Raw genomic sequence first — 16217 nt, forward strand, 5'->3', positions numbered from 1 at the left:
TCCTCGGATTCAGCGCTTGCGCTTGGACTTCGGTCGCTTCGCCTCGGCCCGGGCCGCTTCCCGCCGCTCCCGGCGGGTTCCGGCCGGGGCGTCGGTGTCGCCCGAGATCCGGCTGACGTGGGCGCTGCCGTCCTCCGCCGGACCCGACAGGGTCAGGCCGCTCGGCCGGCCCTCGTCGAGGCCCTTCGCCGCGAGGGCGGGAGCCGGGGCCTGCTGCCCCAGGGCCGGGCCGCCCGACGCCGCGGCAGCCGCCGACGCCGCGGTCACACTCACCGGTGCACCGCCACCCTGCGGGGTGCCCGCCTCGACCTGCAGGTTGAACAGGAAGCCGACCGACTCCTCCTTGAGGCCGTCGAGCATCGCGGTGAACATGTCGTAGCCCTCCCGCTGGTACTCGACCAGTGGATCGCGCTGCGCCATCGCCCGCAGGCCGATGCCTTCCTTGAGGTAGTCCATCTCGTACAGATGCTCGCGCCACTTGCGGTCCAGCACGGACAGCAGCACCCGACGCTCGAGCTCCCGCATGCCGCCCTCGCCGGCGATCTCGTCGATCTGCTGCTCTCGGGTCGCGTACGCGGCGCGCGCATCCGTCAGCAACGCGTCGAGCAGCCCGGCCCGGTCGAGATCCGAGTCGGCGGCGTCGTCACCGACGAGGTCCCGGTAGTCGATGCCGACCGGGTACAGCGTCTTCAGTGCCGACCACAGCTGCTCGAGATCCCAGTCCTCGACGTAGCCTTCCGCGGTGGCCCCGTCGACGTACGCGGTGACCACCGCGGTGATCATCGACTCGACCTGGCCCTCGAGGTTCTCACCCTCGAGGATGCGGCGACGCTCGTCGTAGATGACGGTGCGCTGCTGGTTCATCACCTCGTCGTACTTGAGGACGTTCTTGCGGATCTCGAAGTTCTGCTGCTCGACCTGCGTCTGCGCGCTCTTGATCGCCTTCGAGACCATCTTCGCCTCGATCGGGACGTCGTCGGGCAGATTCAGGCGCGTCATGATCGATTCGAGGGCCGCACCGTTGAACCGGCGCATCAGCTCGTCACCGAGGGACAGGTAGAACCGGGACTCGCCCGGATCGCCCTGACGACCGGAGCGGCCGCGCAGCTGGTTGTCGATACGACGCGACTCGTGCCGTTCGGTGCCCAGCACGTACAGGCCACCGGCGGCACGAACCTTCTCGGCGTCCGCCTTGACCTCGGCCTTGACCTTCTCGAGGACCTCGTCCCACGCCGTCTCGTACTCGTCCGGATTGTGCACCGGGTCGAGACCCTGCTTGCGCAGCACGAGGTCGGCGATGATGTCCGGGTTTCCGCCGAGCACGACGTCGGTGCCACGACCGGCCATGTTGGTGGCGACGGTGACCGCGCCGGACCGACCGGCCTCGGCGACGATCGTCGCCTCCTGCTCGTGGAACTTGGCGTTGAGCACACTGTGCGCGACACCGCGCTTGGTGAACTGCTTCGACAGATACTCGGAGCGCTCGACGCTGGTGGTACCGATCAGGACCGGCTGGCCCTTGTGGTGCCGCTCGACGACATCGTCGACGACCGCGTCGAACTTCGCTTCCTCCGTCTTGTAGATCAGGTCGCCCTGGTCGACACGGATCAGCGGCTTGTTCGTGGGGATCGGGATGACGCCCAGGCTGTACGTCTGGTGCAGTTCGGCCGCCTCGGTCTCGGCGGTACCGGTCATGCCGGACAGCTTGTCGTACAGGCGGAAGTAGTTCTGCAGCGTGATCGTGGCGAGAGTCTGGTTCTCGGCCTTGATCTCGACGCGTTCCTTGGCCTCGATCGCCTGGTGCATGCCCTCGTTGTAGCGGCGGCCGACGAGGATACGTCCGGTGAACTCGTCGACGATGATGACCTCGCCGTCGCGGACGATGTAGTCCTTGTCGCGCTGGTACAGCTCCTTCGCCTTGATGGCGTTGTTGAGGTAGCTCACCAGCGGCGAGTTCGCGGCCTCGTACAGGTTGTCGATGCCGAGCTGGTCCTCGACGAACTCGACACCTGCCTCGTGCACGCCGACGGTGCGCTTCTTGATGTCCACCTCGTAGTGGACGTCCTTCTTCAGCAGCGGCGCGATACGGGCGAACTCGCCGTACCACTTGCTCGACGCGTCCGCCGGGCCGGAGATGATCAGCGGGGTGCGGGCCTCGTCGATGAGGATCGAGTCGACCTCGTCGACGATCGCGAAGTTGTGCCCGCGCTGGACGAGATCGTCGAGCGTGTGCGTCATGTTGTCGCGCAGGTAGTCGAACCCGAACTCGTTGTTGGTGCCGTACGTGATGTCGGCCGCGTACGCCTCACGACGCTGCGCGGGACTCAGCCCGGACAGGATCACGCTGGTCTCGAGGCCGAGGAGGCGGTGCACGCGGCCCATCCACTCGGAGTCACGCTTGGCGAGATAGTCGTTGACGGTGACGACGTGCACGCCGTCCCCGGAGATCGCGTTCAGGTACGCCGGCAGCACACAGGTCAGGGTCTTGCCCTCACCGGTCTTCATCTCGGCGACGTTGCCGAAGTGCAGGGCCGCGCCACCCATGATCTGCACGAGGTAGTGCTTCTGCCCCAGCACCCGGTGCGACGCCTCCCGGGCGACCGCGAAGGCCTCGGGCAGCAACTCGTCGAGCGATTCCCCGTCGGCGTAGCGCTTACGGAACTCGTCGGTCTTGGCGCGCAACTGGTCGTCGGACAGCGACTCGTAGTCGGGAGACAGGGCATCGACGTGCTCGGCGATGCTCTTGAGCCGCTTGACCATGCGGCCTTCACCTACACGGAGCAACTTCGATAGCGACAGTGACGGCACGGGCCTCTTCGTCCTCAATCCAGGTGGCGGAATCCGGATGTCGAATCCGGCTCACGGATACACGACACATGGAATCCGGCTGGGGTCGGGCGACCCCAGCCGGATTCCATGGTAGGCGTAATCACGGTTCGGCGAGTAGACCGACCGGCCGCGACATCAGGTCAGCCGGATCAACCCGTAGTCGAACGCATGACGGCGGTACACGACGGAAGGCCGATCGGTCTCCTTGTCGTGGAACAGGAAGAAGTCGTGACCGACCAGTTCCATCTCGTACAGGGCGTCGTCGACGGTCATCGGTTCGGACGAGTGTTCCTTCGTACGAACGATCTGACCCGGCCCGTGCGGAACCTGCCCCTCCCAGTCGATGTCGTGGTCGATGGCGAGCGAATCGTCCCGGGCGAGTTCCGCGGTCGCCTGTGCGACGGAGACCGGGGTCTTGTCCCCGTAGTGAACGCGACGACGATCCTTCGTGCGCCGGAGTCGGCTCTCCAACTTGGCGGTCACCGATTCGAACGCGGCATAGAAACTGTCCGCGCTGGCTTCCGCACGGACCACAGGTCCCTTGCCCCGTGCGGTGATCTCGACCCGCTGGCAACTCTTGGCCTGGCGGCGGTTGCGTTCGTGTTGGAGTTCCACATCGAAGTGGAAGATCGTGGGATCGAAACGCTCGAGTCGTGCGAGCTTCTCGGAGACGTAGGTTCGGAAGTGTTCCGGAACCTCCACGTTCCGTCCTTTGACGACGATTTCGGCGTTGGTGCCGTTCGACGGAGCTGTGGCCTGCGCGGTGTCGGTGGTGTCCGCGGTGTCTTCTTCGACGAAGATCGAGGCCTTGGTAGGGGTCGTCACTCGTACCTCCCGATTAACGGCCGGCTCACGTCGTGAGACCGGCGAGTTCGATCTCGACCGGGCGGGGAACCACCCGGCATCAGAACGTGGAATATCACCTCCCACCTGTGACTTCGGGTGTGAACGCGACGCTAGTACGTAACCGCGCCGTGTGCCACTGTTCGGCGATATTTCACCGGTGTGTCGCACGATCGAGGTGTCCCGATCGCCGGAATCCCCAGGACATCGCGGTACCGCACCTCACGCGGCCGCGACGACGAGGGCCGCCGTCACCGCCACACCCGCCGATGCCAGCACCCGAACGGACTCGGCCACCGTCGCCCCCGTCGTGACGACGTCGTCGACGAGCACCACCTGAGAGCCCCACTCGCCTCCACCGCGCCGCAACCCGGTCCCCGCGGCCGTGAACCGGATCCGGCCCGCCAGATTCTGTTGTCGCCGCGCCGCCGACAGTCCCACCGAATCCCGCACCCCGACCCGCATCGTCAACGCCGGCACTACCCGGCAGCCGCCCGTGGCGGTCGCCGCGACCTGCGCGGCCCGCAGCACCGGATCCCCACCGCGGCCGCGGGCGGCCCGCGGCCGGGACGGGGCCGGCACCAGCACGAGCGGACCCGCCGGATCCAGTTCGCCCCACCGCCGCAGCCGCCCCAGCGCACCCGACAACGCACGCCCCAGCGGATCTGCAAGATCGCGGCGGCCCCGCTCCTTCGCCGCGATCACCGCGCGCCGACGCGGACCGGAATAGGGGCCGAGCGCCCACACCTCGACCCCGGTGTCGACGCGGGTGTGCACCTCGATCGGTACGTCCGCCAGCAGTCGGCGACAGCCGTCGCACCACGATGTGCCGGGGGCACCGCACCCGCCGCACTCGACGGGAAGGATCAGGTCCAGTAGCGCACGCACCCGGCCAGTGTGCCCGCCGGCACCGACATCCCGGCCGGATCAGCCCGGCAGGATCGGCACCGAGTCCCGACCGCCGAGGCCGGGCACCTCACGCCAGTACCGGTCCCCCGCGGGATCGTTGTTGTTCAGCTGGAACACCGCCCGCGCGTCGGCGACGTACTCGGTGCTCGGTGACGCCTCCACCGACCGGACGGGCGCCGTGAGATTGCGGCTCGGCATCGAGTCCATCCGGGACCCGTCGATCGCGATCTTCACCACCGGCACCTCGGACGTGTCCCGGGCGACGACGATGCTCTCGGCTCCGTTCCAGTCCAGCGACACCGCCCGGCCACCCAGCCCGTACGCCACCGCCCGCGGACTGGTCAGCGTGTAGGTGCCGTCGTCGAGCCGGGTGACGGTCGCGATGTACACGTTCCCGTCGACGATCATCGCCGCCCGCACCCCGTCCCGGGACAGACGCAGTTCGGTGATCGGACCACCGAGCGCAGTGACCGCGGCCGCCTCGACACCGGTGACGGTGAGTTTGCCGGTACTCGTCTCGCGCACCACCCGCACCACCGTCGACCCGTTCACGACGGCCCACACCGTGGTGCCGTCGAACGCCCACGTCGGACGGGTCACGCTCTGTGCCTCGAGTGCCGTGGCGACGTTCCCGTCGTAGGTGCCCACGACGAGCGCGTTCTGCTCGGCCGGCGGCGGACGCCGCGTGTCCGCGACCGCCGCGGTCAGGGTCCCGTCCCGCGACAGGGCCACCGACCGGAGATTGTCCGACGCCCCGAAATAGCCGGGCACCGGGGTGACCGCACCGTCCTGGACGCGCACCATGCCGCCCGCCCGCAACGCGTGCAGGGCCACGGACGCGCCCGTCGTGGCCAGCGGGTTGAACGACGCCACGTCCGCGGACGTCCACCCGTCCGGGTAGCGCTGGTCCAGCGGCTGCCCGTCCGCGAGCAGCACGTACGGACCCGAGATGTCGGCGTTCGTCAACGTCCAGACCACTTGGGCGGCAAGCAGTTCCCGCGTCTGGGCGTTCATCGTCCCGAGGCCCTGGAAGTCGACCCGGATCCCGCCGAGCCCGACACCGACCTGAGAGGTCCGGCCGTCCGCCTTCGTCACGGACCCCAGGATCGACACGCCCGCACCGAGTTCGTTGCGGACCGCGCCGGCGAGCGACGGCTTGGGGCCGTCGATCAGCAGCCCGATCAGCTGTGTCGCGACCTGATCGGGTGCGGCCGCGATCCACCGCGGATCCGGGACCACGGTCTGCGCCGTCGGATCGAGGAAGTACAGCGACCGCCGCTGGTACGTGTTCAGAAACTCGGGCCGATCCATGACGACCCCGTTCGGCAGCTCGTCGATCCGCCACTGCCCGTCGACCCGGACCCAGCTGAACTTGGCCTCGTAGTCGCCGTCCATCGCCTGGTACAGGCCACCGGGCTCGAGCTGCCCGACCCGATTGGCGCGAACCCTGTACACGGCCCGCTCCGACGAACGCGATTCGAGGATCAGGTCGATCTTCTCGACGATCGTGGCGCTCGCCGCGTCGTCCCAGTGCTCGGAGGCGTTCTCGGTCAGATATTGGCGTGCCGCCAGATGCCGGTTGGCCGGATCGGTGCCGGCCCGGAAGAAGTCACGCAGCAGCAGATCCGGTTCCCGTCCCGGTGCCGGTGCCTCCACGCTCGTCGTCACCGGGGACCGGTCGACCGTGCCGATGGCCTGGGGCGCCGACGAGTCCGGCAGGTTCGCACATCCGGCGACCACCGTCACCATCGCCACGAGCAGCGCGAGAACCGCCGACGCTCGGGTTCCGCCCCGCTTCCGGCACGACACAGCAACTCTCACGATTCGGGCTCACGATCGTCGGGGGCCGAGGGCAGACGATCCGAGCCGGTCCGCGGCACCGCCGAGTTCGCGTCGGGCGGATAGGCCACGGCCGGGCGGGCCGGAGCGGCGGGCTGCGGCACCGGGCCGGGGTCGTCGGCCTGGGCGGCGGCGGAGTCGGCTCCGGTGTTGCGCGGGGCGGGCACATCGGTCGACGACAGCCCTTCTGCGAGGAAAGCCGCCTCGGCCGCGGTACCCGGCAACGGCCGGCCCTGCACCAGCTTCCCGGACGACGGCTTGAGCGGCAGTGGACTGCGGCTCACCTTGCGTCCCCGGACCCGCGGCAACGTCAACCGGAAGCACGCGCCGTTCCCGGGCTCACCCCACGCTTCGAGGGTGCCGTTGTGCAGGTTCGCGTCCTCGACGCTGATCGCCAGCCCCAGACCGGTACCACCGGAACGTCGGACCCGCGACGGATCCGACCGCCAGAACCGGTTGAAAACCAGCTTCTCCTCACCGGGACGCAGACCGACGCCCTGGTCCCGCACGATGAACGCGGCAGCATCGTCGTCGGCACGCAGCCGCAACAGCACCGGCTTGCCCTCACCGTGGTCGATCGCGTTGGCCAGCAGGTTCCGCAGGATCCGTTCGACCCGCCGCGGATCGACCTCCGCGACCACCGGATCGTCCGGCAGATCCACGATCAACTCGGTCGACGTCTCCTTCGCGAGATGCCGCACCGTCGAGACCGCGGCCCGTGCACACATCCGCAGATCCAGCTGCTCGGACGCCAGCTCCGCGACGCCCGCGTCGTGCCGGGAGATCTCCAGCAGATCACCGAGCAGGCTCTCGAAGCGGTCCAGTTCCGCCACCAACAGTTCCGACGACCGTTTGAGCACAGGATCGAGGTCGTCGCTGCTGTCGTGGATCAGGTCGGCCGCCATCCGGACCGTGGTGAGCGGTGTCCGCAGCTCGTGGCTGACATCGGATGTGAACCGTTTCTGCAGATTGCCGAACTCTTCGAGCTGGGTGATCTGCTTCGACAGGCTCTCGGCCATCTCGTTGAACGACATCGCCAGCCGCGCCATGTCGTCCTCACCGCGCACCGGCATCCGCTCCTTGAGCCGGCCGTCGGCGAACCGCACCGCGATCCGCGACGCCGACCGGATCGGCAGCACCACCTGGCGGGCCACGAGCATCGAGATCGCCGCCAGCAACACCGCCAGCACCGCACCACCGATGAGCATCGTGCCGCGCACCAGCGACAGGCTGCGATCCTCACTGGCCAGTGGGAACACCAGGTACAGCTCGAGCGTCGAGATGTCCGACGCCGTCGGGCTGCCGATGATCAGGGCCGGACCGGTGTAGCCGTCCGGGTCGGTGACCGTCGCGAACTGGTACGCGATCTGGCTGGCGTGCACGAAATCCCGCAGGCTGGACGGAATCTGATCCACCGGGCCCGCATACGTGGGCTCACGGGGGCCGTCGCCGGGCACGATCAGCACCGGATCGAAGGTGCCCGCCGACCCCGCGTTCTGCCCACTGTCGGGTTCCCGGTTGGTCAGGACCAGCCGGGCCGCCTCCAACCGCACCTTGAGCGAGCCACTGTCGTCTGCTCCCGCCAACTGCGCCTCGACGGTGCCGCGGGCACGATCCATCTCCTCCGTGGCGGCGGTGATCTTGGCCTCGAGCAACCGGTCGGTGATCTGGCTCGTGAGCACGACACCGAGAATCGTGATCACGATCAGGGACAGCGACAGGGTCGACACGACGACCCGAAGCTGGAGCGAGCGCCGCCACACGTGGGCGAGCCAGTTGCTCGATGCTCGACTCCAGCGGACCAGCGGCGCGAACGCGCGGTTCGACCGCCGGTTCCTACGGGGACCGATCACGGCGGTCCGGCCTTGTAGCCGACCCCCCTGACCGTCAGGACCACCTCGGGATTCTCGGGATCCTTCTCGACCTTCGCACGCAACCGCTGCACGTGCACGTTCACCAGGCGGGTGTCGGCAGCATGCCGGTAGCCCCACACCTGCTCGAGCAGCACCTCACGGGTGAAGACCTGGCGCGGCTTGCGGGCCAGCGCGACGAGCAGATCGAACTCGAGCGGCGTCAGCGAGATGAGCGCGTTGTCCCGCGTCACCTTGTGCGCCGGCACGTCGATCATGATCTCGCCGATGCTCAGGATCTCCGCCGGCTCCTCCTCGGTGCGGCGCAGCCGCGCCCGCACCCGGGCCACCAGCTCCTTCGGCTTGAACGGCTTCATGATGTAGTCGTCCGCACCGGACTCGAGGCCGAGGACGACGTCGACGGTGTCGGTCTTCGCGGTCAGCATGACGATCGGGACGCCCGACTCGGCCCGCAGTACCCGGCACACGTCGATGCCGTTCATGCCGGGAAGCATGAGATCCAACAGCACCAGATCCGGCCGCGTCTCGCGCACCGCGGCCAACGCCTGGCTACCGTCACCCACCACGTACGGCTCGAATCCCTCACCGCGCAGCACGATGGTGAGCATCTCGGCGAGCGCCGTGTCATCGTCGACGACCAGAATCCTTGGCTTCATATCCCTATCGTTACATCTTCGGGGCTGCGAAATGTGGAAAGGCGCGCTCACGAATACGGGGAACCGTCCGGCGCCTGCCCGGTTACTGCACGAGTGTCAGCCTATCGGCCAGGTCGTCCGGATCCGCATCCGGCGAAACCGTCCACCACTCGGAATTCCAGTTCGCGGTGGCCAGCTCGCGGTAGACGGCACCGGTCCGCGCCTGCAGCCCGCTGTCCTTCTCGTAGGCGTCCAACGCCCGCGCACTGTCCTCGGCCTCGCGGCGCCGGGCCCGCTCCTCGGCGAGCGCGACCGGAACGTCCAGGTACAACTGCAGATCGGGGCGCGGCATCCCGAGCCGGCCGAACTCGAGTGCGTCGACCCACGCCACGAACTCGCCGTCCGCGTGCTCGTGCAGCCGCGCCGCACCGTACGCCGCATTGGACGCCACGTACCGATCCAGGATCACGATGTCGTGGGCGGCGACCAGGTCCCGCAGCGTATCGGCCGCACCGGCCCGGTCCAGCGCGAACATCACGGCCATCGCATGCACCGACCCGGCCAGGTCACCGTGGCCGCCCTTGAGTGCCTCCGACGCCAGATCCGCGTGGATCGACGTGCCGTAGCGGGGAAAGTCGAGTGTCGCGACCCGCGTCCCCCGCTGCTCGAGCCGAGCCACCACCTTGCCGACGAGAGTGCGCTTACCCGCGCCGTCCAGCCCCTCCAGGGCGATCAGAGTTCCCACGGGAGACACAGTAGGCAGCGGCGCCGCCTGTGCGCACTTTCGGTAGTGGCCGCTACCGAAAGTGCGCACGAGCACCACTACCGCTAGTAGCGGTAGTGCTCCGGCTTGTAGGGGCCTTCGACGTCCACACCGATGTACTCGGCCTGGTCCTTGGTCAGCTTGGTGATCGAACCGCCGAGTGCCTCGACGTGGATCTTCGCGACCTTCTCGTCGAGGTGCTTGGGCAGACGGTAGACCTCGTTGTCGTACTCGTCCGGCTTGGTCCACAGCTCGATCTGCGCGATCGTCTGGTTCGCGAACGAGTTGGACATCACGAACGACGGGTGGCCGGTGGCGTTGCCCAGATTCAGCAGACGGCCCTCGGACAGCACGATGATCGAGTGGCCGTCGGCAAACGTGAACTCGTCGACCTGCGGCTTGATGTTGACGCGCGTGACGTCACCGGCACGCTCGAGGCCCGCCATGTCGATCTCGTTGTCGAAGTGGCCGATGTTGCCGAGGATCGCCTGATGCTTCATCTGCTTCATGTGCTCGAAGGAGATGATGTCCTTGTTGCCGGTCGCGGTGACGACGATGTCGGCCTGGCCGATGAACTCCTCGACGGTCTTGACGTCGTAGCCGTCCATCATGGCCTGGAGCGCGTTGATCGGGTCGATCTCGGTGACCGTGACACGCGCGCCCTGGCCGCGCAGCGCCTCCGCGCAGCCCTTGCCGACGTCGCCGTAGCCACACACCAGCGCGGCCTTGCCGCCGATCAGCACATCGGTGCCGCGGTTGATGCCGTCGAGCAGCGAGTGGCGGGTGCCGTACTTGTTGTCGAACTTGCTCTTGGTGACCGAGTCGTTGACGTTGATCGCCGGGAACGCCAGTTCGCCGGCGGCCGCGAACTGGTACAGGCGCAGCACGCCGGTGGTGGTCTCCTCGGTGACACCCTTGACGGACTCGGCGATCGCGGTCCACTTGCCGCCGTCCGCCTCGAGGGACTTGCGCAGCAGTGCAAGGAACACCTTGTACTCGTCGGAGTCGCCGTCCTCGGTGGGCGGGACGACGCCGGCCTTCTCGTACTGTGCGCCGCGCAGCACGAGCATCGTGGCGTCACCACCGTCGTCCAGAATCATGTTGGCGGTCGTGCCCGGCCACGTGAGCATCTGCTCGGCCGCCCACCAGTACTCCTCGAGGGTTTCGCCCTTCCATGCGAACACGGGGACACCCTTGGGTTCCTCCGGCGTGCCGTGCGGACCGACGACGACGGCCGCGGCCGCATGGTCCTGCGTCGAGAAGATGTTGCACGACGCCCAGCGGACCTCGGCACCGAGAGCCGTCAGCGTCTCGATGAGCACCGCGGTCTGGATGGTCATGTGCAGCGAACCGGAGATGCGGGCACCCTTGAGCGGCGCCACGTCCGCGTACTCGCGGCGCAGCTCCATCAGACCGGGCATCTCGTGCTCGGCGAGCCGAATCTCTTTGCGCCCGAACTCCGCGAGCGACAGATCCGCCACCTTGAAGTCGATACCGCCCCGGTGCTCGGCCACCGGGACTGCTGTTTCGGGGGAACCCGACATCGTCATAACTGCCTCTCCTGTCAACCGTCTGAACTGTTCCCCAGGCTATCGGGTGACGATCCCCGACCGGGGACGGGCAACCGTCAGCTGCGGACGACGATGCTCACGAACGGAGCCAACAACGCCGCCAGCTCCCGCGCATCGTCACGATCGGATGTCGGCGGCATCGACACGTAGCTCAACGCGACCCGCACGATGCCGTGGCTCAGGGTGTCGGCATCGGCGTCGGATGCCCCGATCCAGCTGTGCCGGAACGTCTCTGCCAGACGGCCCGACGCCCGTTCGATGAGCTGGCCGCTGTCGATCGTGACGATCCGCAGCAGATCGGGTTTGGCCGTCCCGCTGCGCAGCGACCGCACCAGGGGATCGACGGCGCTCGCCCGGAAGAAGGCCGCGAATCCGTCGACGAGGGCCGCGTGCCCGTCACCCGGATGCGCATACACGGCCGAGGTGACCGCGTCGACGAACCGGTCCGCCAGCTGCAGCGCGTACCCCTCGGCGAGACCCTGGCGGCTACCGAACTCGTTGTAGATCGTCTGCCGGCTCACCCCGACCGCGGCCGCCACGTCCGTCATCGTCACCGCAGGCCAGTCCCGTTCGAGCAGAAGGTCGTGGACCGCACCGAGAATCGACTCGCGCAGCAGTTGCCGCGACGCCTCCGGATACGGTGTCCGCCGTGGTGACTCGCTCATGGGAACGAGCCTAGAGACCGCCTCAGCTGCGTTCGACCTCCACCATGAAGAAGTCCTCCTTGGCGGCCCCACAGTCCGGGCACCGCCAGTCGTCGGGAATGTCGTCCCACCGGGTGCCCGGCGCGATGCCCTCGTCGGGCCAGCCGAGTTCCTCGTCGTACTCGAAGCCGCACTGCGCGCACTGGTAGAGCCTGTAGTCCTTCACGGTCACGACACCACCTGTTCGAAATCGATCTTCTCCCGGACCCCGCAGTCGGGGCAGCACCAGTCGTCGGGGACCGACGTCCAGGCCGTCCCGGCGGGGAATCCCTCTCTCGGCGCGCCGACGGTTTCGTCGAACACGTACTCGCACACCGGGCATCGGTACGCGCTCATGCCGTTCCCCCGTTCACACCGTGGGCCGCGAGCAGTTTCTCGCGCTTGCTCGGCTGCAGGTTCACCTTCGTGATGTCGCCGTCGTAGTGGGCGAGCACCCGATGGTCCATGACCTTCCGCCACAACGGCGGCACGTACGCGAGGACGATCATGCCGGCGTAGCCGCTCGGCAGGTTCGGTGCGACGTCCATGCTGCGCAACGTCTGGTAGCGCCGGGTGGGGTTGGCGTGATGGTCGCTGTGCCGCTGCAGGTGGTACAGGAAGATGTTGGTGCAGATGTGGTCGCTGTTCCAGCTGTGTGCGGGCGTGCACCGTTCGTAGCGGCCGCTCGCGGTGCGCTGCCGCAGCAGCCCGTAGTGCTCGAGGTAGTTGACCGTCTCGAGCAGCGTGAAGCCGAACACCGCCTGCAGCAGCAGATACGGGGCGACGCCGACACCGAACACCGCGATCAGGACGCCGAACAGCACCACCGACATCGCCCACGCGTTCAGGACGTCGTTGCGCAGTGTCCACGGGCTCGTGCCGAGCCGTTCGAGCCGGGCCTTCTCGAGGCGCCACGACGAGCGCAGGCTCCCCCACACGCTGCGCGGCAGGAACGCCCAGAAGCTCTCCCCGAACCGTGAACTCGCCGGGTCCTCCGGGGTGGCGACCCGCACGTGGTGGCCCCGGTTGTGCTCGATGTAGAAGTGGCCGTAGAACGACTGCGCCAGCGTGATCTTCGACAGCCAGCGTTCGAGGTCGTCCTTCTTGTGACCGAGCTCGTGGGCGGTGTTGATGCCGATGCCGGCGACGCAGCCGACACTGATCGCGAGGCCGATCTTCGACACCACCCCGAGCCCGCCGTCGATGCCGAGCCAGGACAGATCGTCCGCCGACCACAGGTAGCACGCGGCGACCAGCGTGAGGAGCTGGAACGGAATGTAGGCGTATGTGCACCATCGGTAGTAGCGGTCGTTCTCGAGCTGCTCCATCACCTCGTCGGGCGGATTCTGCCCGTCGTCCCCGAACCACAGGTCGAGGATCGGGAGGAGCCCGTAGACGAGCAGCGGCCCGATCCACCACCAGACGGGCGCGACGGCGTCGAGCCCCAGCCGGTTCGTCGCCCACACCAGTCCCGTCGCGACGAACAGCGCGGTGGGCGGGATCAGGCCCAGCAGCCACAGATACCGCTTCTTGTCCCGCCACACCGGCGCCGCCGCGTCCGGCTCGCGCACCTCGCTCGACATCGTCGTCCCCTTCCCGAGGGGTCGTCAGTGTGATCGACCCCACTCAGGAGTGGACGATACGCGCCCATCTGTAAGGCGTCTAGACAATCAAGCTTATTTGTAAAGTCAGGAGTCGGTGCCGTCCTCCGCCGCCCCCGCCGCCTCGGCAGCCGCCGCCTGCCGCTCCCGGATCCCGATCATCGAGTGCCGACGGCTGTAGGCGAAGTACACGACGACACCGAGCGCCATCCAGATCAGGAACCGCAGCCATGTCTCGACGGACAGGTTGAGCATCAGCCACAGGCACGACACGACGGCGAGGATCGGGATCAGCGGCACGAGCGGCACCCGGAATCCACGCGGCAGATCCGGGCGGGTGCGGCGCAGGATCACCACACCGATCGACACCAGCACGAACGCGAACAGCGTGCCGATGTTGACCATCTCCTCGAGGGTGCCGATCGGGAAGACGGCCGCCAGGGCCGCGACGACGACACCGACGATGACGGTGATGCGCACCGGGGTGCCGCGTTTGCCGGTCGGTGCGAGCGACCGCGGCATCAGCCCGTCCCGCGACATCGCGAACAGGACGCGGGTCTGGCCGAGCATGAGCACCATGACGACGGTCGTCAGCCCCGCCAGGGCGCCGAAGGAAATGAGGTTCTTGGCCCAGTCCATGCCGTTGAGCGCGAAGGCCGTCGCGAGCGTCGAGTCGTCGCCGGCGAGGTCCTTGTAGTTCACCATTCCGGTGAGCACGAGCGAGACCGCGACGTACAGCACCGCGACGATCGCGAGCGAACCGAGAATGCCGCGCGGCAGCGCCTTCTGCGGGTTCTTGGTCTCCTCCGCGGTGGTGGCGACGACGTCGAAACCGATGAACGCGAAGAACACCAGGCTGGCGGCGGCCAGCAGTCCGTACCAGCCGAAGTTGCTGCCGCCGGCGCCGGTGAGGAACGAGAACAGCGACTGGTGGATGCCCTCGCCCGTCGTACCCGCCTCCGACGGCGGAATGTACGGCGAGTAGTTCTCCGCCTTGATGTAGAACGCGCCGAGCACGACGACGAACAGCACGACCGCGACCTTGATGGCGGTGACGACCGCCGAGACCCGCGACGACACCTTCGTGCCGACGGCCAGCAGCACCGTGATGATCGTGACGATCAGCAGTGCCCCCCAGTCGATCTCGATCGATCCGAGGTGGAGGATCGTCCGCGAACCGCCGAGCACCTCACCGAGGTACAGCGACCAGCCCTTCGAGACGACGGCGGCGGCGAGCGCGAATTCGAGGATGAGGTCCCAGCCGATGATCCAGGCGACGAACTCGCCGAACGTGGCGTACGAGAACGTGTAGGCGCTACCGGCGACGGGCACCGTGGAGGCGAATTCGGCGTAGCACAGCGCCGCGAACGCACACGCGATCGCCGCGAACACGAACGCGAGCGACACCGACGGCCCGGCGACGTTGCCGGCGGTCCGCGCGGTCAGCGTGAAGATGCCGGCACCGATCACCACCGCGACACCGAATACCGTCAGATCCCACCCCGTCAGATCCTTGCGGAGTTTGGTCTCGGGTTCGTCGGTCTCGCGGATCGACTGCTCGATCGACTTGGTACGGAACAGCCCGGAGCGGTTGCTCACGGGCTTCCTGGCGGGTGTCGCCATCGGGTCCTCCTCGGGAGGGGTGAGATGGGGGAAGCCTATGTCGGGACACCGCCTGTCGGCACGATCTCCCGACACTGTCATCCCACGGTGGTGCGGTACAGATCCGGTTCGATGTAGATCAGCTCGACGGCGGGTAGTGCGGTACGGATCCTCTTCTCTGCGTCGTCGATCGCGGTCGCGACGTCCCCGATGTCGAGTCCGGGGGTGATCGCGACCTTGGCCGCGACCAGGATCTCGTCCGGGCCCAGGTACTGGGTGCGGCAGTGGATGACCCGGTCGATGCGGACCCCGTCCACGAGCGCGGCGAGGATCTTCTCCGCTTCGTCGGGTGTCGCGCCCTCCCCGATGAGCAGGCTCTTCATCTCGACGATGAGGACGACGGCGATGATGCCGAGCAGCACGCCGATACACAGCGTTCCGATGCCGTCCCAGACCGGGTCGCCGGTGAGCATCGTCAGACCGACGCCGCCGAGCGCGAGGACCAGGCCGATCAGGGCCCCGGTGTCCTCGAGCAGGACGACGGGCAGTTCGGGGCTGCGCGACGTGCGGATGAACCCCCACCAGCTCGCGTCCCCCTTGAGCGGACGCGACTCCCGCGCCGCGGTGACGAAGCTGTAGCCCTCGAGTGCGATCGCGACACCGAGGATGACGACGGCCACGATCGGCGACGACAGGCCCTCGGGGTGCTGGATCTTGTGGATGCCCTCGTAGATCGCGAACAGCGAACCGAGGGTGAACAGCACGAGCGCGACGACGAACGAATAGAAGTAGCGGTTGCGGCCGTACCCGAACTGGTGCAGGTCGTCGGCCTGCTGCTCGGCACGCTTCTGGCCGAGCAGCAACAGGCCCTGATTGGACGTGTCGGCCACCGAGTGAACCGATTCGGCCAGCATCGACGACGATCCCGTGATGAGGAATCCGGTGAACTTCGCCACCGCGATTCCCGCGTTCGCGGTGAGTGCCGCGAAGATCGCTTTTTTACCCCCGTGCGCCGACACCGGCCACTCCTCCCGTCGAAAATGAGCGGCTCACAGGGTACGGCACGAAAAC

14 protein-coding genes are annotated in these 16217 nt (G+C 67.7%); all 14 read right to left on the reverse strand.

What is annotated here, in order from left to right; genetic code table 11:
* Positions 1 to 9: 9 nt before the first annotated feature.
* On the reverse strand, positions 10 to 2808 hold the full coding sequence (gene secA / locus Q5696_RS15410; protein WP_305092176.1) for a preprotein translocase subunit SecA: 2799 nt from the start codon (positions 2806 to 2808) through the stop codon (positions 10 to 12).
* Between the two features lie 156 nt (positions 2809 to 2964).
* Positions 2965 to 3654: a ribosome hibernation-promoting factor, HPF/YfiA family gene (gene hpf / locus Q5696_RS15415; protein WP_305092177.1), complete on the reverse strand. Its 690-nt coding sequence runs from the start codon at positions 3652 to 3654 to the stop codon at positions 2965 to 2967.
* A gap of 240 nt (positions 3655 to 3894) precedes the next feature.
* Positions 3895 to 4560 carry a ComF family protein gene (locus Q5696_RS15420; RefSeq protein WP_305092178.1) on the reverse strand — a complete coding sequence of 222 codons (666 nt, stop codon included), beginning with the start codon at positions 4558 to 4560 and terminating at the stop codon, positions 3895 to 3897.
* 39 nt (positions 4561 to 4599) lie between these two features.
* The gene (gene lpqB, locus Q5696_RS15425; RefSeq protein ID WP_305095322.1) at positions 4600 to 6390 is read right to left on the reverse strand and encodes an MtrAB system accessory lipoprotein LpqB; all 1791 of its coding nucleotides are present in this window, start codon (positions 6388 to 6390) and stop codon (positions 4600 to 4602) included.
* An 8-nt stretch (positions 6391 to 6398) separates the two neighbouring features.
* Positions 6399 to 8273 carry an MtrAB system histidine kinase MtrB gene (gene mtrB, locus Q5696_RS15430; RefSeq protein ID WP_305092179.1) on the reverse strand — a complete coding sequence of 625 codons (1875 nt, stop codon included), beginning with the start codon at positions 8271 to 8273 and terminating at the stop codon, positions 6399 to 6401.
* Positions 8270 to 8947 carry an MtrAB system response regulator MtrA gene (mtrA, locus tag Q5696_RS15435; protein ID WP_305092180.1) on the reverse strand — a complete coding sequence of 226 codons (678 nt, stop codon included), beginning with the start codon at positions 8945 to 8947 and terminating at the stop codon, positions 8270 to 8272. Before mtrA ends, mtrB begins: the two co-directional genes overlap by 4 nt.
* Positions 8948 to 9029: 82 nt before the next feature.
* Positions 9030 to 9671 carry a dTMP kinase gene (locus Q5696_RS15440; RefSeq protein ID WP_305092181.1) on the reverse strand — a complete coding sequence of 214 codons (642 nt, stop codon included), beginning with the start codon at positions 9669 to 9671 and terminating at the stop codon, positions 9030 to 9032.
* An 83-nt stretch (positions 9672 to 9754) separates the two neighbouring features.
* Positions 9755 to 11233, reverse strand: coding sequence for an adenosylhomocysteinase (gene ahcY, locus Q5696_RS15445; protein ID WP_305095323.1), 1479 nt, complete (start codon positions 11231 to 11233; stop codon positions 9755 to 9757).
* Positions 11234 to 11316: 83 nt separating this feature from the next.
* Positions 11317 to 11925: a TetR/AcrR family transcriptional regulator gene (locus tag Q5696_RS15450; RefSeq protein ID WP_305092182.1), complete on the reverse strand. Its 609-nt coding sequence runs from the start codon at positions 11923 to 11925 to the stop codon at positions 11317 to 11319.
* Positions 11926 to 11947: 22 nt separating this feature from the next.
* On the reverse strand, positions 11948 to 12130 hold the full coding sequence (locus Q5696_RS15455; RefSeq protein ID WP_305095324.1) for a rubredoxin: 183 nt from the start codon (positions 12128 to 12130) through the stop codon (positions 11948 to 11950).
* A gap of 2 nt (positions 12131 to 12132) precedes the next feature.
* Positions 12133 to 12300, reverse strand: a complete 168-nt coding sequence (locus Q5696_RS15460) for a rubredoxin (RefSeq protein ID WP_305092183.1) — start codon at positions 12298 to 12300, stop codon at positions 12133 to 12135.
* Positions 12297 to 13526 carry an alkane 1-monooxygenase gene (locus Q5696_RS15465; protein ID WP_305092184.1) on the reverse strand — a complete coding sequence of 410 codons (1230 nt, stop codon included), beginning with the start codon at positions 13524 to 13526 and terminating at the stop codon, positions 12297 to 12299. The genes Q5696_RS15460 and Q5696_RS15465 overlap by 4 nt, the downstream gene beginning before the upstream one ends.
* Before the next feature lie 105 nt (positions 13527 to 13631).
* Entirely contained in the window at positions 13632 to 15167 is a 1536-nt protein-coding gene (locus Q5696_RS15470; protein WP_305092185.1) for an amino acid permease, read from the reverse strand.
* 77 nt (positions 15168 to 15244) lie between these two features.
* A complete protein-coding gene (locus Q5696_RS15475; RefSeq protein WP_305092186.1) occupies positions 15245 to 16165 on the reverse strand; it encodes a cation diffusion facilitator family transporter in 921 nt (306 codons plus the stop codon).
* Positions 16166 to 16217 lie beyond the last annotated feature (52 nt).

This window comes from Prescottella sp. R16, from assembly GCF_030656875.1.
Taxonomy (GTDB): Bacteria; Actinomycetota; Actinomycetes; order Mycobacteriales; family Mycobacteriaceae; genus Prescottella.

Excerpts from the sequence above, each read along its gene's own strand:
- mtrA (WP_305092180.1), bottom strand. The coding sequence starts at position 8,947 with ATGAAGCCAAGGATTCTGGTCGTCGACGATGACACGGCGCTCGCCGAG.
- Q5696_RS15470 (WP_305092185.1), bottom strand. The coding sequence starts at position 15,167 with ATGGCGACACCCGCCAGGAAGCCCGTGAGCAACCGCTCCGGGCTGTTC.
- ahcY (WP_305095323.1), bottom strand. The coding sequence starts at position 11,233 with ATGTCGGGTTCCCCCGAAACAGCAGTCCCGGTGGCCGAGCACCGGGGC.
- Q5696_RS15460 (WP_305092183.1), bottom strand. The coding sequence starts at position 12,300 with ATGAGCGCGTACCGATGCCCGGTGTGCGAGTACGTGTTCGACGAAACC.
- Q5696_RS15465 (WP_305092184.1), bottom strand. The coding sequence starts at position 13,526 with ATGTCGAGCGAGGTGCGCGAGCCGGACGCGGCGGCGCCGGTGTGGCGG.
- Q5696_RS15450 (WP_305092182.1), bottom strand. The coding sequence starts at position 11,925 with ATGAGCGAGTCACCACGGCGGACACCGTATCCGGAGGCGTCGCGGCAA.